Annotated in this window: 14 protein-coding genes; 11 read left to right on the top strand and 3 right to left on the bottom strand. The window is 73.3% G+C overall.

Annotation, left to right across the window (positions count from 1 at the left end):
- Positions 1-27 precede the first annotated feature (27 nt).
- Positions 28-1,107 carry an ATP-dependent DNA ligase gene (locus OG352_RS35600; RefSeq protein ID WP_329222578.1) on the top strand — a complete coding sequence of 360 codons (1,080 nt, stop codon included), beginning with the start codon at positions 28-30 and terminating at the stop codon, positions 1,105-1,107.
- An 83-nt stretch (positions 1,108-1,190) separates the two neighbouring features.
- A complete protein-coding gene (locus OG352_RS35595) occupies positions 1,191-2,267 on the top strand; it encodes a DUF3048 domain-containing protein (RefSeq protein ID WP_329222577.1) in 1,077 nt (358 codons plus the stop codon).
- Here the strand turns inward: OG352_RS35595 and OG352_RS35590 are convergent, their stop codons facing one another.
- Positions 2,268-2,732, bottom strand: coding sequence for a MarR family winged helix-turn-helix transcriptional regulator (locus tag OG352_RS35590; RefSeq protein WP_329224084.1), 465 nt, complete (start codon positions 2,730-2,732; stop codon positions 2,268-2,270).
- Between the two features lie 200 nt (positions 2,733-2,932).
- Here OG352_RS35590 and OG352_RS35585 point away from each other — a divergent pair, with 200 nt between their 5' ends.
- From OG352_RS35585 to pcaDC, 7 genes are read left to right on the top strand one after another with little or no spacing between them, the layout of a single operon-like run.
- The gene (locus OG352_RS35585) at positions 2,933-3,730 is read left to right on the top strand and encodes a CoA transferase subunit A (protein ID WP_329222576.1); all 798 of its coding nucleotides are present in this window, start codon (positions 2,933-2,935) and stop codon (positions 3,728-3,730) included.
- The gene (locus tag OG352_RS35580; protein ID WP_329222575.1) at positions 3,730-4,377 is read left to right on the top strand and encodes a CoA transferase subunit B; all 648 of its coding nucleotides are present in this window, start codon (positions 3,730-3,732) and stop codon (positions 4,375-4,377) included. The genes OG352_RS35585 and OG352_RS35580 overlap by 1 nt, the downstream gene beginning before the upstream one ends.
- Entirely contained in the window at positions 4,374-5,588 is a 1,215-nt protein-coding gene (locus OG352_RS35575; RefSeq protein WP_329222574.1) for a thiolase family protein, read from the top strand. Before OG352_RS35580 ends, OG352_RS35575 begins: the two co-directional genes overlap by 4 nt.
- Before the next feature lie 29 nt (positions 5,589-5,617).
- Positions 5,618-6,391 carry a protocatechuate 3,4-dioxygenase subunit beta gene (gene pcaH, locus OG352_RS35570; RefSeq protein WP_329222573.1) on the top strand — a complete coding sequence of 258 codons (774 nt, stop codon included), beginning with the start codon at positions 5,618-5,620 and terminating at the stop codon, positions 6,389-6,391.
- A gap of 6 nt (positions 6,392-6,397) precedes the next feature.
- Complete coding sequence (pcaG, locus tag OG352_RS35565) at positions 6,398-7,003, top strand: protocatechuate 3,4-dioxygenase subunit alpha (RefSeq protein WP_329222572.1); 606 nt, start codon at positions 6,398-6,400, stop codon at positions 7,001-7,003.
- Entirely contained in the window at positions 7,000-8,337 is a 1,338-nt protein-coding gene (gene pcaB, locus OG352_RS35560) for a 3-carboxy-cis,cis-muconate cycloisomerase (RefSeq protein WP_329222571.1), read from the top strand. Before pcaG ends, pcaB begins: the two co-directional genes overlap by 4 nt.
- A complete protein-coding gene (gene pcaDC, locus OG352_RS35555) occupies positions 8,334-9,458 on the top strand; it encodes a bifunctional 3-oxoadipate enol-lactonase/4-carboxymuconolactone decarboxylase PcaDC (RefSeq protein WP_329222570.1) in 1,125 nt (374 codons plus the stop codon). Before pcaB ends, pcaDC begins: the two co-directional genes overlap by 4 nt.
- A 36-nt stretch (positions 9,459-9,494) precedes the next feature.
- Here the strand turns inward: pcaDC and OG352_RS35550 are convergent, their stop codons facing one another.
- Positions 9,495-12,218, bottom strand: coding sequence for an ATP-binding protein (locus OG352_RS35550; RefSeq protein WP_329222569.1), 2,724 nt, complete (start codon positions 12,216-12,218; stop codon positions 9,495-9,497).
- 287 nt (positions 12,219-12,505) lie between these two features.
- Here OG352_RS35550 and OG352_RS35545 point away from each other — a divergent pair, with 287 nt between their 5' ends.
- Positions 12,506-13,528 (top strand): DUF2510 domain-containing protein, encoded by a 1,023-nt coding sequence (locus OG352_RS35545; RefSeq protein ID WP_329222568.1) that lies wholly within the window; start codon positions 12,506-12,508, stop codon positions 13,526-13,528.
- Between the two features lie 140 nt (positions 13,529-13,668).
- Here the strand turns inward: OG352_RS35545 and OG352_RS35540 are convergent, their stop codons facing one another.
- Positions 13,669-14,316, bottom strand: coding sequence for a TetR/AcrR family transcriptional regulator (locus OG352_RS35540; protein ID WP_329222566.1), 648 nt, complete (start codon positions 14,314-14,316; stop codon positions 13,669-13,671).
- 198 nt (positions 14,317-14,514) lie between these two features.
- Here OG352_RS35540 and OG352_RS35535 point away from each other — a divergent pair, with 198 nt between their 5' ends.
- Positions 14,515-15,465, top strand: a complete 951-nt coding sequence (locus OG352_RS35535) for a hypothetical protein (RefSeq protein ID WP_329222565.1) — start codon at positions 14,515-14,517, stop codon at positions 15,463-15,465.
- Position 15,466 lies beyond the last annotated feature (1 nt).

The following is a 15,466-nucleotide window of genomic DNA, read 5'->3' as shown; positions in this document are numbered from 1 at the left end:
CGCGCGATCGGCGCGCAGAATCGGAGCATGGATCTGCCGGTGATGCCGCCCGTGAAACCGATGCTCGCCAAGTCGGTCGCGGCGATTCCGCCGGGCATGCAGTACGAGGCGAAGTGGGACGGCTTCCGGGCGATCGTGTTCCGCGACGGGGACGAGGTCGAGCTGGGCAGCCGTACCGGGAAGCCGCTCACCAGGTATTTTCCCGAGCTGGTGGCGGCGTTGCGGGAGCGGGTGCCGGAGCGCTGTGTGCTGGACGGCGAGATCGTGATCGCGCGGGAGGGCCGGCTCGACTTCGACGCGCTCACCGAGCGCATCCACCCGGCGGACTCCCGGGTGCGCACCCTCGCCGAGCGGACCCCGGCGTCCTTCGTCGCCTTCGACCTCCTCGCGCTCGCCGACAGGTCGCTGCTCGACGTGCCGCTGAGCGACCGGCGGGAGCTGCTGGCCAGGGCGCTGGCCGGGGTCACCCCGCCGGTGCACCTGGCGCCGGCGACGACCGACGTCGAGGTGGCGCGACGCTGGTTCGAGGAGTACGAGGGCGCGGGCCTGGACGGCGTGATCGCCAAGCCGCTCGCCCTGCGCTACCTCCAGGACGAGCGCGCCATGTTCAAGGTCAAGCACGAGCGCACCGCGGACGTCGTCGTCGCCGGGTACCGCTTCCACAAGAGCGGCCCTGTGGTGGGCTCGCTGCTGCTGGGTCTGCACGACGACCGGGGCGTGCTCCAGCACGTCGGGGTGTCCGCCGCGTTCCCGATGAAGCGCCGGGCTGAGCTGGTCGAGGAGCTGGAGCCGCTGCGCCTGGCGGATACGGCGGGCCATCCGTGGGCGGCCTGGTCGGACGAGGCCGCGCACGAGACGGCGCGGCTGCCCGGGGCGCCGAGCCGCTGGTCGGGCAAGAAGGACCTGTCCTGGGTGCCGCTGCGGCCCGAGCGGGTGGCCGAGGTGGCGTACGACCACATGGAGAACGGGGCTCGGTTCCGGCACACCGCCCGTTTCCGCCGCTGGCGCCCGGACCGCACCCCGGAGAGCTGCACGTACGCGCAGTTGGAGGAGCCGGTGCGCTACGACCTGTCGGAGATCCTCGGGTCGCCGCCCGGGAAGCACTGACGCACGGCGTCGTCCGACACGGAACAGGGGAACAGGGCGAAACTGGACAGAACAGGACGGACAGCGGAACAGGGGTGACCAGGATGGTCACAAGCCGGTCGAGTCGGTCGAGTCGTCCGAGAGATGCGAGACGCACGAGAGGCACGAGACGTACGGCCCGCGCGTGGCGCGCGGCGCGCACCGCGCGTACGGGATGCTCCGCGGCCGCCGCCTCCCTGCTCGCCGCCGCCCTGGCGGTCGCCCTCGCGGCCGGCTGCACGTCGAGCGGTGAGCCGTCGACGCACGACGACAGCCGTAGCGCGTCGCAGCATCCCCGGCCGAGCGGTACCAGTCCCACCGCCGTCGCCGGCTCCGTGCTCGCCGTGAAGATCGACAACGCGCCCGACGCCCGGCCGCAGACCGGCCTCGACTCCGCGGACGTCGTGTACGCGGAGCAGGTCGAGGGCGGGCTGAGCCGGCTGATGGCCGTGTACGCGACCAGCCTGCCGAAGGCCGTCGGTCCGGTGCGCAGCGCCCGCGAGTCCGATCTGGAGCTGCTGCGCCAGTTCGAGCAGCCGGTGCTGGCGTTCTCCGGGGCGCAGGGCAAGCTGCTGCCGCTGATCGACCGGGCGCCGCTGGACGCCGTCACGCCCGAGAAGGCGTCCGGCGCCTACTACCGCGGCACGGACCAGGCCGCGCCGCACAACCTCTACCTGCGCCCGGGCCGGCTGCTGCCCTCCGCGCCGGGCGCCGCCGCGTTGACCACGGGTTTCCGCTACGGCGCCGCGCCCGCCGGCGGCCGGGCGGAGACCTCGTACACCGTGCGCTACCCGGCGGCCCGCTTCACCTTCGCCTGGTCCGGTAGCCGGGCCCGCTGGCTGCTCTCGACGGACGGTACGCCGACGGTGACGTCCGACGGGCAGCGGGTGGCGCCGGCCACGGTGGTCGTGCAGTACGTGAAGGTGCGCGCGTCCGGCTTCCATGACTTCCTCGGCAACAACACGCCGTACACCGAGACGGTGGGCGCGGGGAAGGCGGAGGTGCTGCGCGACGGGCGCGTCTTCGACGTGAACTGGCGGCGGCCGACGGCCACGGACGGCACCGACTTCACCGCCGCCGACGGCACACCGGTCGGCTTCGCCCGGGGCCAGGTGTGGGTGGTGCTCGCGACGGCGCCCTGATCAGGGCTGGGTGACCAGGGGATCCCCGGGGTTGCGCAGCCCCTCGGCCGCGTCCGAGACGCGCTGGATGAGTTCGAGGAACAGGGTCTGTTCGGCGGCCGAGAGCGGGGACAGGAAGACCTGGTTCATGCGAGCCGTGCGCACGGTCAGCTTGCGGTGGGTGCGCACCCCGTCGTCCGTGAGGCCGAGCAGGAAACGGCGGCCGTCCTGCGGGTCGCGGACCTTGTCGAGGAGCCCCCGGCGGATGAGCCTGCTGATCACCTCCGCGACGGTGGAACGGTCGAGCCCGACCCGCTCCCCCACCGTGCGCTGGTCGAGCCCCGGCTCGGCGACGAGCGCGTTGAGGACCGCGAACTGCGGCGAGGTGATCTCCTCGGAGACCATCGTGTTCCACAACAGGTAGTGCGCCTGCTGCAGCCGCCGGGCCAGGTGCCCGGGGTGGCTGGTGAGGTCCACCGCCGCCATGTGCGCTCCCGAGGTCGTCGTCATGTTCGTACGTGTACTGAACGATACTCGTCCCTTGACGCCACCCCCGTCCAGTGGCAGCGTGTGGGAAACGTCGCCGAAATGCTCAGTGCCCTGACTAATTTCCCTGGCTGATTTCCTGGCTGATCGCCCTGACTGATCGCCTGCCTGATCGGCTCGGACGAGATGGAGCTTCCCCGATGGACAAAGTGGTCCTCACCGCCGCCGAGGCGGTGGCCGATGTGCCCGACGGCGCCACGCTCGCCGTCGGCGGCTTCGGACTGAGCGGTGTGCCGAACGTGCTGATCCAGGCTCTCTACGAGCGGGGGGTGAGCGGTCTCGGCGTCGTCTCCAACAACTGCGGGGCGATGGAGTCGGGCCTCGCGGTCCTGCTCGCCGCCGGGCGGATCGCCCGCGTGACCGGTTCCTACATCGGCGCGAACAAGGAGTTCGCCCGCCAGTACCTGGGCGGTGAGCTCGAGGTCGAGATGATCCCGCAGGGCACGCTGGCCGAGCGGCTGCGGGCAGGCGGCGCCGGCATCCCCGCCTTCTACACCCCCGCGGGCGTCGGCACGCAGGTCGCCGAGGGCGGGCTGCCGTGGCGTTACGACGGTGAGGGCGGCGTCGCGCTGGCCTCGCCGCCGAAGGAGGTCCGGGAGTTCGACGGCGTGGAGTATGTGCTTGAGCACGGTATCCGCACCGACTTCGCGCTGGTCAGGGCGGCGAAGGGCGACCGGCACGGCAACCTGGTCTTCAACAAGTCGTCCCGGAACTTCAACCCCCTCTCCGCGATGGCCGGGAGGATCACGATCGCCGAGGTGGAGGAGCTGGTCGAGCCCGGCGAGATCGACCCGGACGCGGTGCATCTGCCGGGCATCTTCGTGCAGCGCGTGATCGCGCTGACCCCGCGGCAGGCGGCGGACAAGAAGATCGAGCAGCGGACGGTCTCCGCCGCGACGACCGAGGGAACGGCGACCGAGGGAACGGTGAGCGAGTGATGGGCTGGACACGCGAGGAGATGGCCGCCCGCGCCGCGCGCGAGCTTCAGGACGGTCAGTACGTCAACCTGGGCATCGGGCTGCCGACGCTCATCCCCAACTACCTCCCCTCCGACGTCGAAGTGGTGCTGGAGAGCGAGAACGGCATCCTGGGCACCGGCCCCTACCCCACCGAGGACGCCGTCGACCCGGACCTGATCAACGCCGGCAAGGAGACCGTGACGGTCCTGCCGGGCGCGTCCTTCTTCGACTCGGCGCTCTCCTTCGGCATGATCCGCGGCGGTCACATCGACGTCGCCGTGCTCGGCGCGATGCAGGTCTCCGAGCGCGGCGACCTGGCGAACTGGGCGATCCCCGGCAAGCTGATCACCGGGATCGGCGGGGCGATGGACCTGGTGCACGGCGCCCGTACGGTCATCGTCGTCATGACCCACACCGCCAAGGACGGCAGCCCCAAGATCCTCACCGACTGCGCGCTGCCGCTGACCGGGAAGGCGTGCGTGAACCGGATCATCACCGACCTCGGAGTCCTCGACGTCACCGAGGAGGGTCTGCTGCTGGTGGAGACCGCGCCGGGCGTCACCGTCGAGGAGATCGTGGCGAAGACCGCAGCCAAGGTCCGCGTCGCCGAGGAGGTCCAGTCATGAGCAACGGGCTCAGGACCGTGTACGTCGTCGACGCCGTCCGCACCCCGATCGGCCGCTACAACGGCGCGCTGGCCTCGGTGCGCCCGGACGACCTCGCCGCGCACGCCATCCGTGAACTCCTCGCCCGTACGCCCGCGTTGGACCCCTCGCGGGTCGAGGACGTGTACTTCGGCAACGCCAACGGGGCCGGCGAGGAGAACCGCAACGTCGGCCGGATGGGCGCGCTGCTGGCGGGGCTGCCCACCTCCGTGCCGGGGGTCACCGTCAACCGGCTGTGCGCCTCCGGTCTGGAGGCGGTCATCCAGGCGGCCCGCGCCATCGCGGTCGGCGACGCTTCCGTCGCCGTCGCCGGTGGTGTCGAGTCGATGACCCGCGCACCGTATGTGCTGCCGAAGTCGGACCGGGCGTTCCCGGCCGGGCCCGCCGAGCTGTACTCGACCACGCTGGGCTGGCGGATGGTCAACCCGGGGATGGACCCCCAGTGGACGATCCCGCTGGGCGAGTCCGCCGAACTCATCGCCGACAAGCACAAGATCAGCCGTGTACAGCAGGACGAGTTCGCGCTGTCCAGTCACCTCAAGGCCGCCGCCGCCCAGGAGGCGGGTCTGTTCGACGCCGAGCTCGCGCCCGTGTCGATCCCGCGCCGCAAGGGCGACCCGGTCGTGTTCGGCGCCGACGAGTGCGTACGGCCGGACGCCTCGCTGGAGGCGATGGCGCGGCTCAAGCCGTCGTTCCGGAGCGAGGACGGGACGGTGACGGCGGGCAACGCGTCGCCGCTGAACGACGGCGCCGCCGCGCTGCTCCTCGTGGACGAGGAGGGGTTGAAGGCCACCGGGCGCGAGCCGCTCGCCCGCGTCGGGGCCAGCGGGGTGTCGGCGATCGACCCGCACTACTTCGGGCTCGCCCCCGTCGAGGCCGTCAACCGCGCACTCGCCAAGGCGGGCAAGGGATTTGACGACCTGTCAGTTCTCGAACTGAACGAGGCGTTCGCCGCCCAGGTGCTCGGCTGTGTGGCCGAGTGGCCCGAGTTCGACCCGGCGGTCCTCAACCCGCAGGGCGGCGCGATCGCCCTCGGTCACCCGCTCGGCGCCTCCGGAGCCCGGCTCGCCGGCACGGTCGCCCACCAGCTCGCCCGGCGGGGCGGCGGCGTCGGCGTCGCCACCCTCTGCATCGGTGTGGGCCAGGGCCTCGCCCTCGTCCTCGAACGATGAGTCGAACGATAAGACACCCAGGAATCACCATGCCTCTCACGCAAGCCGACATCGACCAGGAGATCGCGGCCGAGCACGCCGCGTACGAGAAGCGGCTCGCCGACGGCGCGCCCGTCGAGCACCAGCCGCGCCGCGACTACGCGCCGTACCGGTCCTCCGTGCTGCGCCACCCGCGGCAGCCGCCGGTCGCGATCGACGTCAGCAAGGACCCGGAGCTGGTGGAGCTAGCCTCCCCCGCCTTCGGCGAGCGGGACATCACCGAGATCGACAACGACCTCACCCGCCAGCACGACGGCGAGCCGATCGGCGAACGGATCACGGTGTCCGGCCGGTTGCTGGACCGCGACGGGCGTCCGCTGCGCGGTCAGCTCGTCGAGATCTGGCAGGCCAACTCGGCCGGCCGCTACTCACATCAGCGCGAGCAGCACGACGCCCCGCTGGACCCGAACTTCACGGGCGTCGGCCGCACCCTGACCGACGACAGCGGTTTCTACCGGTTCACCACCGTCCAGCCGGGCCCCTACCCGTGGCGTCAGCACGTCAACGCCTGGCGGCCGGCCCACATCCACTTCTCGCTGTTCGGCACGGCGTTCACGCAGCGGCTCGTGACGCAGATGTACTTCCCGAGCGACCCGCTGTTCCCGTACGACCCGATCATCCAGTCGGTGACGGACGACGCGGCCCGCCAGCGGCTGGTCGCGACCTACGACCACAGCCTGTCGGTGCCGGAGTTCTCGATGGGCTACCACTGGGACATCGTGCTCGACGGGCCGCAGGCCACCTGGATCGAAGAAGGGCGCTGACCAGCCATGACGAAGATCGACACGAGCCGTCCGGAGACCGTGCTGCCCACTCCGTCGCACACGGTCGGCCCCTTCTACGGCCACGCCCTGCCGTTCCCCGGCGGCGGCGACATCGCCCCGGTCGGCCACCCGGACACGATCACGCTCCAGGGATATGTGTACGACGGTGAGGGCAACCCGCTGCCCGACGCGTTCCTGGAGCTGTGGGGCGCGGACCCCGAGGGCAATCTGCCGCAGGTCGACGGCTCGATGCGGCGCGATCCGTCGAGCGGCGGCTTCCTCGGCCGCAACGGCGTCGAGTTCACGGGCTGGGGGCGCGTCCAGACGGACGCCAACGGGCACTGGTCGGCGCGGACGCTGCGGCCGGGCGCGCGCGGGCGCAGCGCCCCGTACCTGAGTGTGTGCGTGTTCGCGCGCGGGCTCCTGGTCCACCTGTTCACCCGGATCTACCTGCCCGGCGACGAGGCCGCGCTGGCCGCCGACCCGCTGCTGGCGCGAGTGGACCCGGCGCGGCGCGGCACGCTGATCGCCGCGGACGGCCCGCTGGGCGCCTACCGTTTCGACATCCGCCTTCAGGGCGAAGGCGAGACGGTCTTCCTGGAGTTCCAGTGACAGTTGCCCAGCCCGAGTCCGGTCTGCTCTCCCCGGGGTGGACCGGCTCCCCCGCCGCCTCCGCCACCGGCGACGGCGCCTACCTGCGGGCGCTGCTCGACGCGGAGGCCGCGCTGACCCGCGCCCAGGAGACGCTGGGGCTGGCCCCGGCGGGGGCCGGCGCGGCGGTCACCTCGGCGGCCGCCGGCGGCTTCGACGTGCGTTCCCTCGCGGAACGCGCCCGTGGCGGCGGTAATCCGGTGATCCCGCTGGTCGCCGACCTGACGAAGGCGGTCGGCGGGGAGTACGGCCCGTACGTCCACCGGGGCGCGACCAGCCAGGACATCATGGACACGGCGACGATGCTGGTCGCGGTGCGGGCGCTCGGCCTCGTCCTGGCCGACCTCGACCGCACCCAGCGCGCGCTGGCCCGGCTCGCCGCCGAGCACCGCGACACACCGATGCCGGGCCGGACGCTCACCCAGCACGCCGTACCGACGGCCTTCGGGCTGAAGGCGGCCGGCTGGCGGTCGCTGGTGCTGGACGCCCGGGACCGGGTGACGGCCGTACGGGACGCGCTGCCCGCCCAACTCGGCGGCGCGGCCGGGACGTTGGCCGCCTTCACCGCGTACGGAGCCTCCGACGCGACCGCGCTGCCCGCCGCGTACGCCCTCGAACTCGGGCTGCGCGCACCGCGGTTGCCGTGGCACACCCTGAGGACGCCGATCGCCGACCTGGCCGGCTGCCTGGCCTTCACGGCGGGCGCCCTGGGGAAGCTCGCGGCGGACGTCCTCACCCTGGCCCGCACCGAGATCGCCGAGGTGGCGGAGGGCAGCGGGGGCGGCTCCTCGGCCATGCCGCACAAGGCCAACCCGGTACGGTCCACGCTGATCGCGGCCGCCGCCCGACGCGCCCCGCAGCTCGCGGCCACGCTGTACGGATCCCTGGCGGCGGAGGACGAGCGGCCCGCCGGGGCCTGGCACGCCGAGTGGGAGCCCTTGCGGGACCTGCTGCGGCTGACCGGCGGGGCCGCCCGGGACGCGGCCGAACTGACCGAGGGGCTGCGGGTGGACGCGGACGCTATGCGCGCGCATCTCGGCCTCACCCACGGACTGATCGTCTCCGAGCGGCTGTCCGCCGAACTGTCCGCCGTACTCGGCCGGTCCCGCGCCCGGGAACTCCTCACCGAACTCGCCCGGCGCGCCTACACCGAGAACCGTCCGCTGGCCGAACTCCTGGCCGAGCAGCCGGACTTGAAGAACGTCGACGTCGTGGACCTCGACGACCTCACCGACCCCGCCCGCTACACGGGCTCCGCCGGAGCCCTCACCGACCGTGCGCTGGAGCGACGTTGACCGAGAAGCTGCTCAACCACCGAGCCGAGGGGCCGACTTCCGCTCCCCCGCTGCTGCTCGGCCCCTCGCTGGGCACCTCGTACGCCCTGTGGGACAAGGTCGCGCCGGAACTGTCCAGCACGCACCGGGTGGTCCGCTGGGACCTGCCGGGGCACGGGGGTTCGGCGGCCGACCTGATCGGTCCCGGGGCCACCATCGGCGACATCGCGGGCCTGGTGCTGGCGCTCGCCGACTCCCTGGGCCTGGAGCGGTTCGCGTACGCGGGCGTGTCCCTGGGCGGCGCGGTGGGCCTGCACCTGGCGCTGCACCACCCCGAGCGGGTCTCGTCGCTGGCGATGATCTGCTCCTCGTCCCACTTCAACGGGACGAAGCCGTGGGAAGAACGGGCCGCGCTGGTGCGCCGGGAGGGGCTGGCGGGGCTCGCCGAGAACGCGAACGCCCGTTGGTTCACGCCCGGGTTCACGGTGCCGGAGCTGATCGCCGACCACCGCGACGCCGACCCGGCGGCCTACGCCGCGTGCTGTGACGCGCTGGGCGCGTTCGACCTGCGGGAGCGGCTGCCGGAGATCACCGTACGGACGCTGCTGATCGCCGGGCGGCACGATCCGGCGACGCCGCCCTCGCATCTGCGGGAGATCGCCGACGCGGTGCCGGACGCGGCGCTGGTCGAGCTTCCGGGTGCCTCGCACCTCGCGCCCGCCCAGTGTCCCGAGGCCGTGCTGACCGTGCTGCGCGCCCATCTCGACGGCGGGGCGAAGCGGGGCATGGAAGTGCGCCGCGAGGTGCTCGGGAACGCGCACGTGGACCGGGCACAGGCCGGGCAGGACGCGTTCACGGCGCGCTACCAGGACTTCATCTCGCGCTATGCCTGGGGCGAGATCTGGACCGACCCGACCCTCAGCCGCCGCGAGCGCAGCATGATCACCCTGACCGCGCTGGTGGCCCACGGCCACTACGACGAACTGGCCATGCACGTGCGGGCGGCCCGCCGCAACGGGCTCATGCCCGAGGAGATCGGCGCCGTCCTGCTCCAGACGGCCGTCTACTGCGGCGTCCCGGCGGCGAACTCGGCGTTCGCGACGGCCCAGCGGGTGCTGGCGGAGGAGGACGGGACCGGCTGAGGGCGGCTCGGCCGTCACCGCTAGCTCCTCTTGCCGCTACCTCCGGGTCTGTCCGGGGACCAGCCCCACCTGCGGTGCGCCCAGCCCTTGCAGGGCCAGTTGCGCCTTGTCCACCAGGCCGTCCGCGCCGCAGGAGCGGGCCAGTGTCAGGCCCCGGCCGAGTTCGGACGCCGAGCGCGAGAGGATGCCGAACTCGACGCGGGCGGCGGCGTGTTCGTACTGGCAGGGTGAGGACTCCAGGTAGGTGACCGCCTGTTGGGCGAGCCGGACCGCGCGCTGGCCGGTCTCCAGGGCGGCGGCGCAGCGCAGGGCCTCGCCGATCGCGGTGTCGGTGCCGAAGCGTTCGGCCTGGCGGCGGGCCTCCAGAGCGAGCCGGTTCGCGCGGTCCGGGTCCTCGACGGCCAGCGCCCGGGCGAGTTCGACGGCCCAGGGGACCATCACCGGATTGAGGTGGCCGCGGGCGGTGGCGGCCTTCTCGGCCGCCTCCAGCTCGTTGACGCCGTCCTTGACGCGGCCGACGGCCAGCAGCAGCCGGCCGCGCACGGTACGGGGTTCGGGCAGCACGATCGTCGACGGGTACGGCGGGACGAAGCCGTACTGCTGCGCCGTCTCCCAGGCCTCGGCGACATGGCCGCGGACCAGCAGCGTGTCGACGAGGTTGCAGGTCGCCGACCAGTACACGGGCAGGCCGCGGCCGACGCGTTCGGCCAGGCGCAGGGACTCCCTGAGGGACTCCTCGGCCTCCTTCAGCCGGCCCCGGCGGCGCAGGCCGACGCCGAGGTAGGCGTGGGCCAGGGCGAGGTGGCCGCCGCTCCAGCCGGCGGAGACATAGGCGCGCAGGGCTTCGTTGAAGAGGGCGTCGGCGCGGTCGAGCCGGTCGGTGTAGGCGTAGGTGCCGGCCAGCATCATCAGCAGCTCCATGCCCCACTCCTGGTCGGTCCAGCCGAGCCCGGGGGCGAGGCCGCCGTTGACGAGGGCGCGGTCGCAGAACTCGACGACCTCCTCGGCGTTCTCGCCGTGGGTCGCCGCGTCGAAGCCGCGCAGGATGAGCAGGGCGCGTTCGGCGTTGTCGCGGCCGGTGCAGGTCTCGGCGAGCGCGGCGAGTTTCTCGGAGCGGCGCGGGGAGGCCGCCTCGCCCGCGTGGACGCCCTCCCACATGAACTGCACGGCCTGCAGCCGCAGTCGGGCGGGTCCGGGTGCCTGCCGGGCGGACTCCGCCTCGATGGTGCGGACGGCCTCCTCCAACTGGTCGTTGTGCAGGAGGGCCTGGGAGAGGCGGTACACGGCGTCGACGCGCTCGGCGCCGTCCAGGCCCGGCATGGCGAGTGCCGTGCGCAGGTGGTCGATGGTCTTGGCGGGGGCGGTGAGGAGGGTCGCGCAGCCCAGCTCGTAGAGCACGTACGCGTGGACGTCGAGGTCGGGCGGTTCCCGCAGCGCCCGCTCCAGGCAGCGGCGGGCGCCGTCCGGGGCGCCGACCGCGAGGTGTTCGCGGGCGGCCTCGCGCAACTGCTCGACGAGTTCCTCGTCGCCCTCCTCGTGCACCTGGAGCAGGTGCCGGGAGGCTGCCGCGAGGCCCTTGCCGGCGTCGGTGACGACCTGGGCGGCGATGCCGTGCATCGCGGTGCGCATGCCGCTGGGGATGGAGTCGTAGACGGCGGAGGCGATCAGCGGGTGGACGAACTCCAGGTCGCCGTCCTCCAGGGGGACGGTCCCGGGGCCGGGTTCGGTGAGGATGCGGGCGTTGCGCAGCAGTTCGGCGCAGCGCACCGCCTCCTCCCGGCCGAGACCGGCGAGCCGGGCGGCCTGGGCGACGGAGATGTCGGCGCCGAGGATCGCGGCCGCCATGGCGAACTTGGTGGCCTCGACGCCCAGTTTCTCCAGGCGGTCGACGAGGCCGTTGCCGCGGGCCGCGCGGTTCAGGGGGCGCAGTTCGGCGGCCGAGGACTCGCTCGGCCGCAGTTCGCTGTCGCGGACCTTGGCGAGGAGTTCGACGGTCTCGTAGGGGTTGCCGTCGGTGACGGCCCACACCTCGCGGCAGAACGCGGCGTCGGCGTGCGCGCCGAGGGTGGCGCGGGTGAGGCCTGCGACCGCGGCCGGGGTCAGGGCGCTGAGGCTGGTGACGGCGCGGCCCGCGGCCTCGTCGACGGCGTCGACGGCGTCGAGGTGGTGGGCGGCGTCGCCCTTGACCTCGCCGGGCCTGCGGGCCACGACGACGAGGACGGAGAGTTCCTCGAGGCGCTCGACGAACGCGGCGAGCCAGCGCAGGGTCTCCTGGTCGGCCCAGTGCGCGTCGTCGACGAGCATCACGAGCGGGTAGTCCCGCCTGGCCAGCCGGGTCACGGCGACGACCAGGCCGTCGCACACGCCCTGCGGGTCGGCGTGGCCCTCGCCGGGTTCCGCCACACCGAGGGCGGGGCCCGCGATGTCGAACCAGTCGCCGAGGTACTCGCGGACCTCCTCCGGGTGCAGGGACAGCAGCGCGGGCTGGAGCAGTTGCCGTACCACGTTGAAGGGGACGGACCGCAGTGTCTCGCCGCCGCGGGCCGACCACACCGTGCAGCCGCGGGCCTCGGCGATACGGCGTGTCTCGGCCAACAGTGCGGTCTTGCCGAACCCCGCCTCACCCCGGAGCACTAACAGATGACCCGAGGAAGACCGGTCGGCGCACAGCGTCTCCACCGCCTCCGCGATGGTGGCGACCTCCGCCTCGCGCTCCCACAGGGAAGCCGAGGCGGCCGCCGCCGGCCTGACCTTCGTCATCCCGCTACCTCCCCAAGTCGCCCGAACGACGTACAGACCTCGAGCGTAGCCGCCTCGGGGCCGAAGCGGAGGGCGGTCCGGGCAGGTACCGCCTCGACGGGTGACGGGGAACGGACCGGGATGCCCCGGCGGGCCTGCGGAAGTGGTCTCCTGGTGTCAACGGCGAGTGACGCGCGTCGAATTGACGTCGAATTCACGCCAGCCGGGCGGTAGGTCGGTCGGAGCCGATTTCAAAAGAGTGCCCGCCCTCTCATCCGGCTTTCACCGACGCCTCATACGGTGGGGGCATGACGCAGGTGACTCCTCCCGGGTGGTATCCCGACCCGGGGCAGACAAGTGACGGTCCCACCACCGAACGCTGGTGGGACGGCAAGGCATGGACGGACCAGACCCGCGCCGCGGGTACGGCCGCCGTATGGGGTCCGCCGGCGCAGACCCCGGCCGGCGGGGCGTATCCGGCGCACCCGGGATATCCGGACTACCCCGGCTATCCGGGACACCCCGGGGCTCCGCCGGGCGCGGGCCGGCGGCGCGGGCTGCGGACGGGCATAGCCGTCGCCGCGGCCGTCGCGGTCCTGGCCAGCATCGGGGTCGGCGTGTACGCGCTGGCCAAGGACGACGGCTCGGGCGGCGGCGGCACGGCCCAGGGGCCGGGCGGGCAGGGCGGCTCGGGCGGCGGCTCGGGCGGGTCCGGTGGCTCCGGCGGTTCGGGGGGATCGGGCGGTTCCGGCGGTTCGGGCGGGGCCTCTCCCTCGCCCGACGAGTCCGAGGCGCCGAAGATCAAGAGCGGTGCGGTGACCGACGCGCTCAACGGGATCAGCATCCCCATCCCGGCCGGCTGGACCGGCCAGCAGATCAGCGTGGGCGCGCAGGTGACCTCCGACTCCTCCTACAAGTGCCCCGGCGACACCTCCAAGACCTGCACCAAGGGGGGCGTGTACTCGGCGCCCGTCGAGGCGCTGGAGACCAAGGGCGACACCGCCGAGCAGGTCGCGAAGGCTGACATATCGGCCAACGCGGAGGATTCCTACGGCGGTACGACGTACGGCGCGATCACCTCGCACCAGGTGCTCGCCTCGAAGGCGGTGACGGTGGCCGGGCAGAAGGGCTACCTGGTGCGCTGGAAGGCGGTCACCAGCAAGGGCGCGGACGGCGTCGTCGAGTCGCTGGCGTTCCCCGCGCCCGCGGACCCCAAGCGGCTGGTGGTGCTCCGCTTCGGCGTGGACGCCGACCAGAGCCTGACGGTCATCGACACCATCACCACCGGTATCAAGGTGTCGACGGGCGGCGGCAGCGGCACGAACGTGTGAGCCGTACGACGACGGCCGGGTGGGGCGCCCCCCGTTCAAGGGGCACCCCACCCGGCCGGGTGTGCGCGCCGCCCCCGTCCCCACGGTGCGGCGCGAGCAGGCCGTCGTTCCGTCATCCCGGGAACGGCGGCCTGGGTCTTCTACGGCGACGGCGACGACGACGACCGTGACGTCGTACCGAGTCCGAGGGCGGGCAGGACGGCGGCCTCCATGAAGCGGACCAGGTAGTCCGGGTCGGCGTACTGCCCGTCGACGACCGGCCGGGCGCGGACCACGCCGAACAACTGCGCCGGGACGTACTCCAGCGCGGGATGGCCGGCGGGGATCTCCCCGCGCTCGACCCCGCGCCGCAGGATGTCCCGCAGCGCCTCGATCTCCGGGTCGATCAGCGCCTCGCGCAGCGCCCGCGCGAGGTCCTCGTCCCCGGTCACGGCGTGGCCGAGGGCCTGCATCAGCTTGCTGTCGTTCGACGACCAGCGGCCCGCGGCCCGCGCGGCCGCGCGCAGGTCGTCGGCGAGTGAACCGGTGTCGATGCCGGCGAGCCGCACCGTGCGGCGCGAGCGCAGCGCGGCCACGACGAACTGGGGCTTGGTCTTCCACTGCCGGTAGAGCGTGGACTTGCTGCAGCGGGTGCTGGCGGCGACGCCCTCCATGGTGACCGCTTCGTATCCGCACTCGCGGATCTGCTCGAGGACGGCGTCGAAGAACTCCCGCTCACGCTCGGGCGTGATCTTGGAGCGGCGCGTTGCGGCGACCGGCTCCGGTCCCTCCGCGGCCTGCGACGTCATCGTCTCTCCCTCTCCGTCTTCCGTGCCCGCTTCCAGTGTGGCGTAAGTCAATCGATACGCCAGTGTACCGATACGAGCGCGTATCGGTACACTGGCGTATCGGTACGCAATCGTATCGATCGATCAGACGCACCACAGTCAGCGAAGGGGCCGGGGGATGAACGCCCGTACCGAGCCTGTAGAAGTGGGGGCGGGCCGATGAACGCGACCCTTGTCGCCGTCGTCCTGTCCCTCTTCTCGGCCGTCGCCTACGCGGCCGCCGCCGTCGCCCAGGAGCGGCTGGCCTCCCGGCATCCCGGCACGGGCCTGGTGCGGCTGCTCGGCAACGGCGCCTGGTGGTGTTCGGTGGCGCTGAACGCCGCCGCCGCGCTGCTGCACGTGGTCGCCCTGAAGTACGGTCCGCTCACCGTGGTGCAGCCGCTCGGGGCGCTCACACTGGTCGCGGCGGTGCCGATGGGCGCGCGGGTCGCTGGGCGCCGGGTGGGCGCCGCCGAGTGGCGGGGCACCGCTCTCACCCTGGCCGGCCTGGCCGCGATCCTGGTCACGGCCTCGGGGCCGGCTCCCGAGGACGTCCTGAGCCTGCCGGAGGCGGTGGCGGTGGCCGGGGCGACGGCGGCGCTGATCGGGCTGCTGGCCCGGCGCGGCGCCAAGCCCGGGCTGCGGCACGCGACGGCGTCCGGCTTCGCCTCCGGGGTGGCCTCGGCGCTCACCCAGACGGTGACCGTGGCCGCGACGGACCGTTCGGGGCCGCTGCTCAGTGCGCAGGTGATCGGGGTGGCGCTGCTGGTCGCGGCGTTCGCGGCGGGCGGGCTGCTGCTGTCGCAGACCGCCTACCGGGGCGGCCTCGGCGCCCCGCTGGCGATGGTGACCCTGGCCAACCCGGTGGCCGCCGCCGCGATCGGCCTCGTGCTCCTGGGCGAACGTCTCCAGGGCGGGGCCGCGGGCGTGCTCCTCGCGCTGGCGGGGGCGGGGCTCGCGGGGCGGGGCGTGGTGCTGCTGTCGCGGGCCGCGCCGGAACCCGATGCCGTCGACGACGAGGAGCACCCCGTGGCGGCGGTGCTGGCCCTGCGGCCGGAGACGGCGTCGGCCGAACCGGCGCTGCTGCCCCGGCCGACGACCGGGCGGCCCGAGCAGCTCACCCCGCTGTAGT

This window comes from Streptomyces sp. NBC_01485 (assembly GCF_036227125.1).
In the GTDB taxonomy this organism is placed as follows: domain Bacteria; phylum Actinomycetota; class Actinomycetes; order Streptomycetales; family Streptomycetaceae; genus Streptomyces.
Note: the sequence above shows the minus strand (reverse complement) of the source record. Positions and strands in the feature narration are given on the sequence as shown.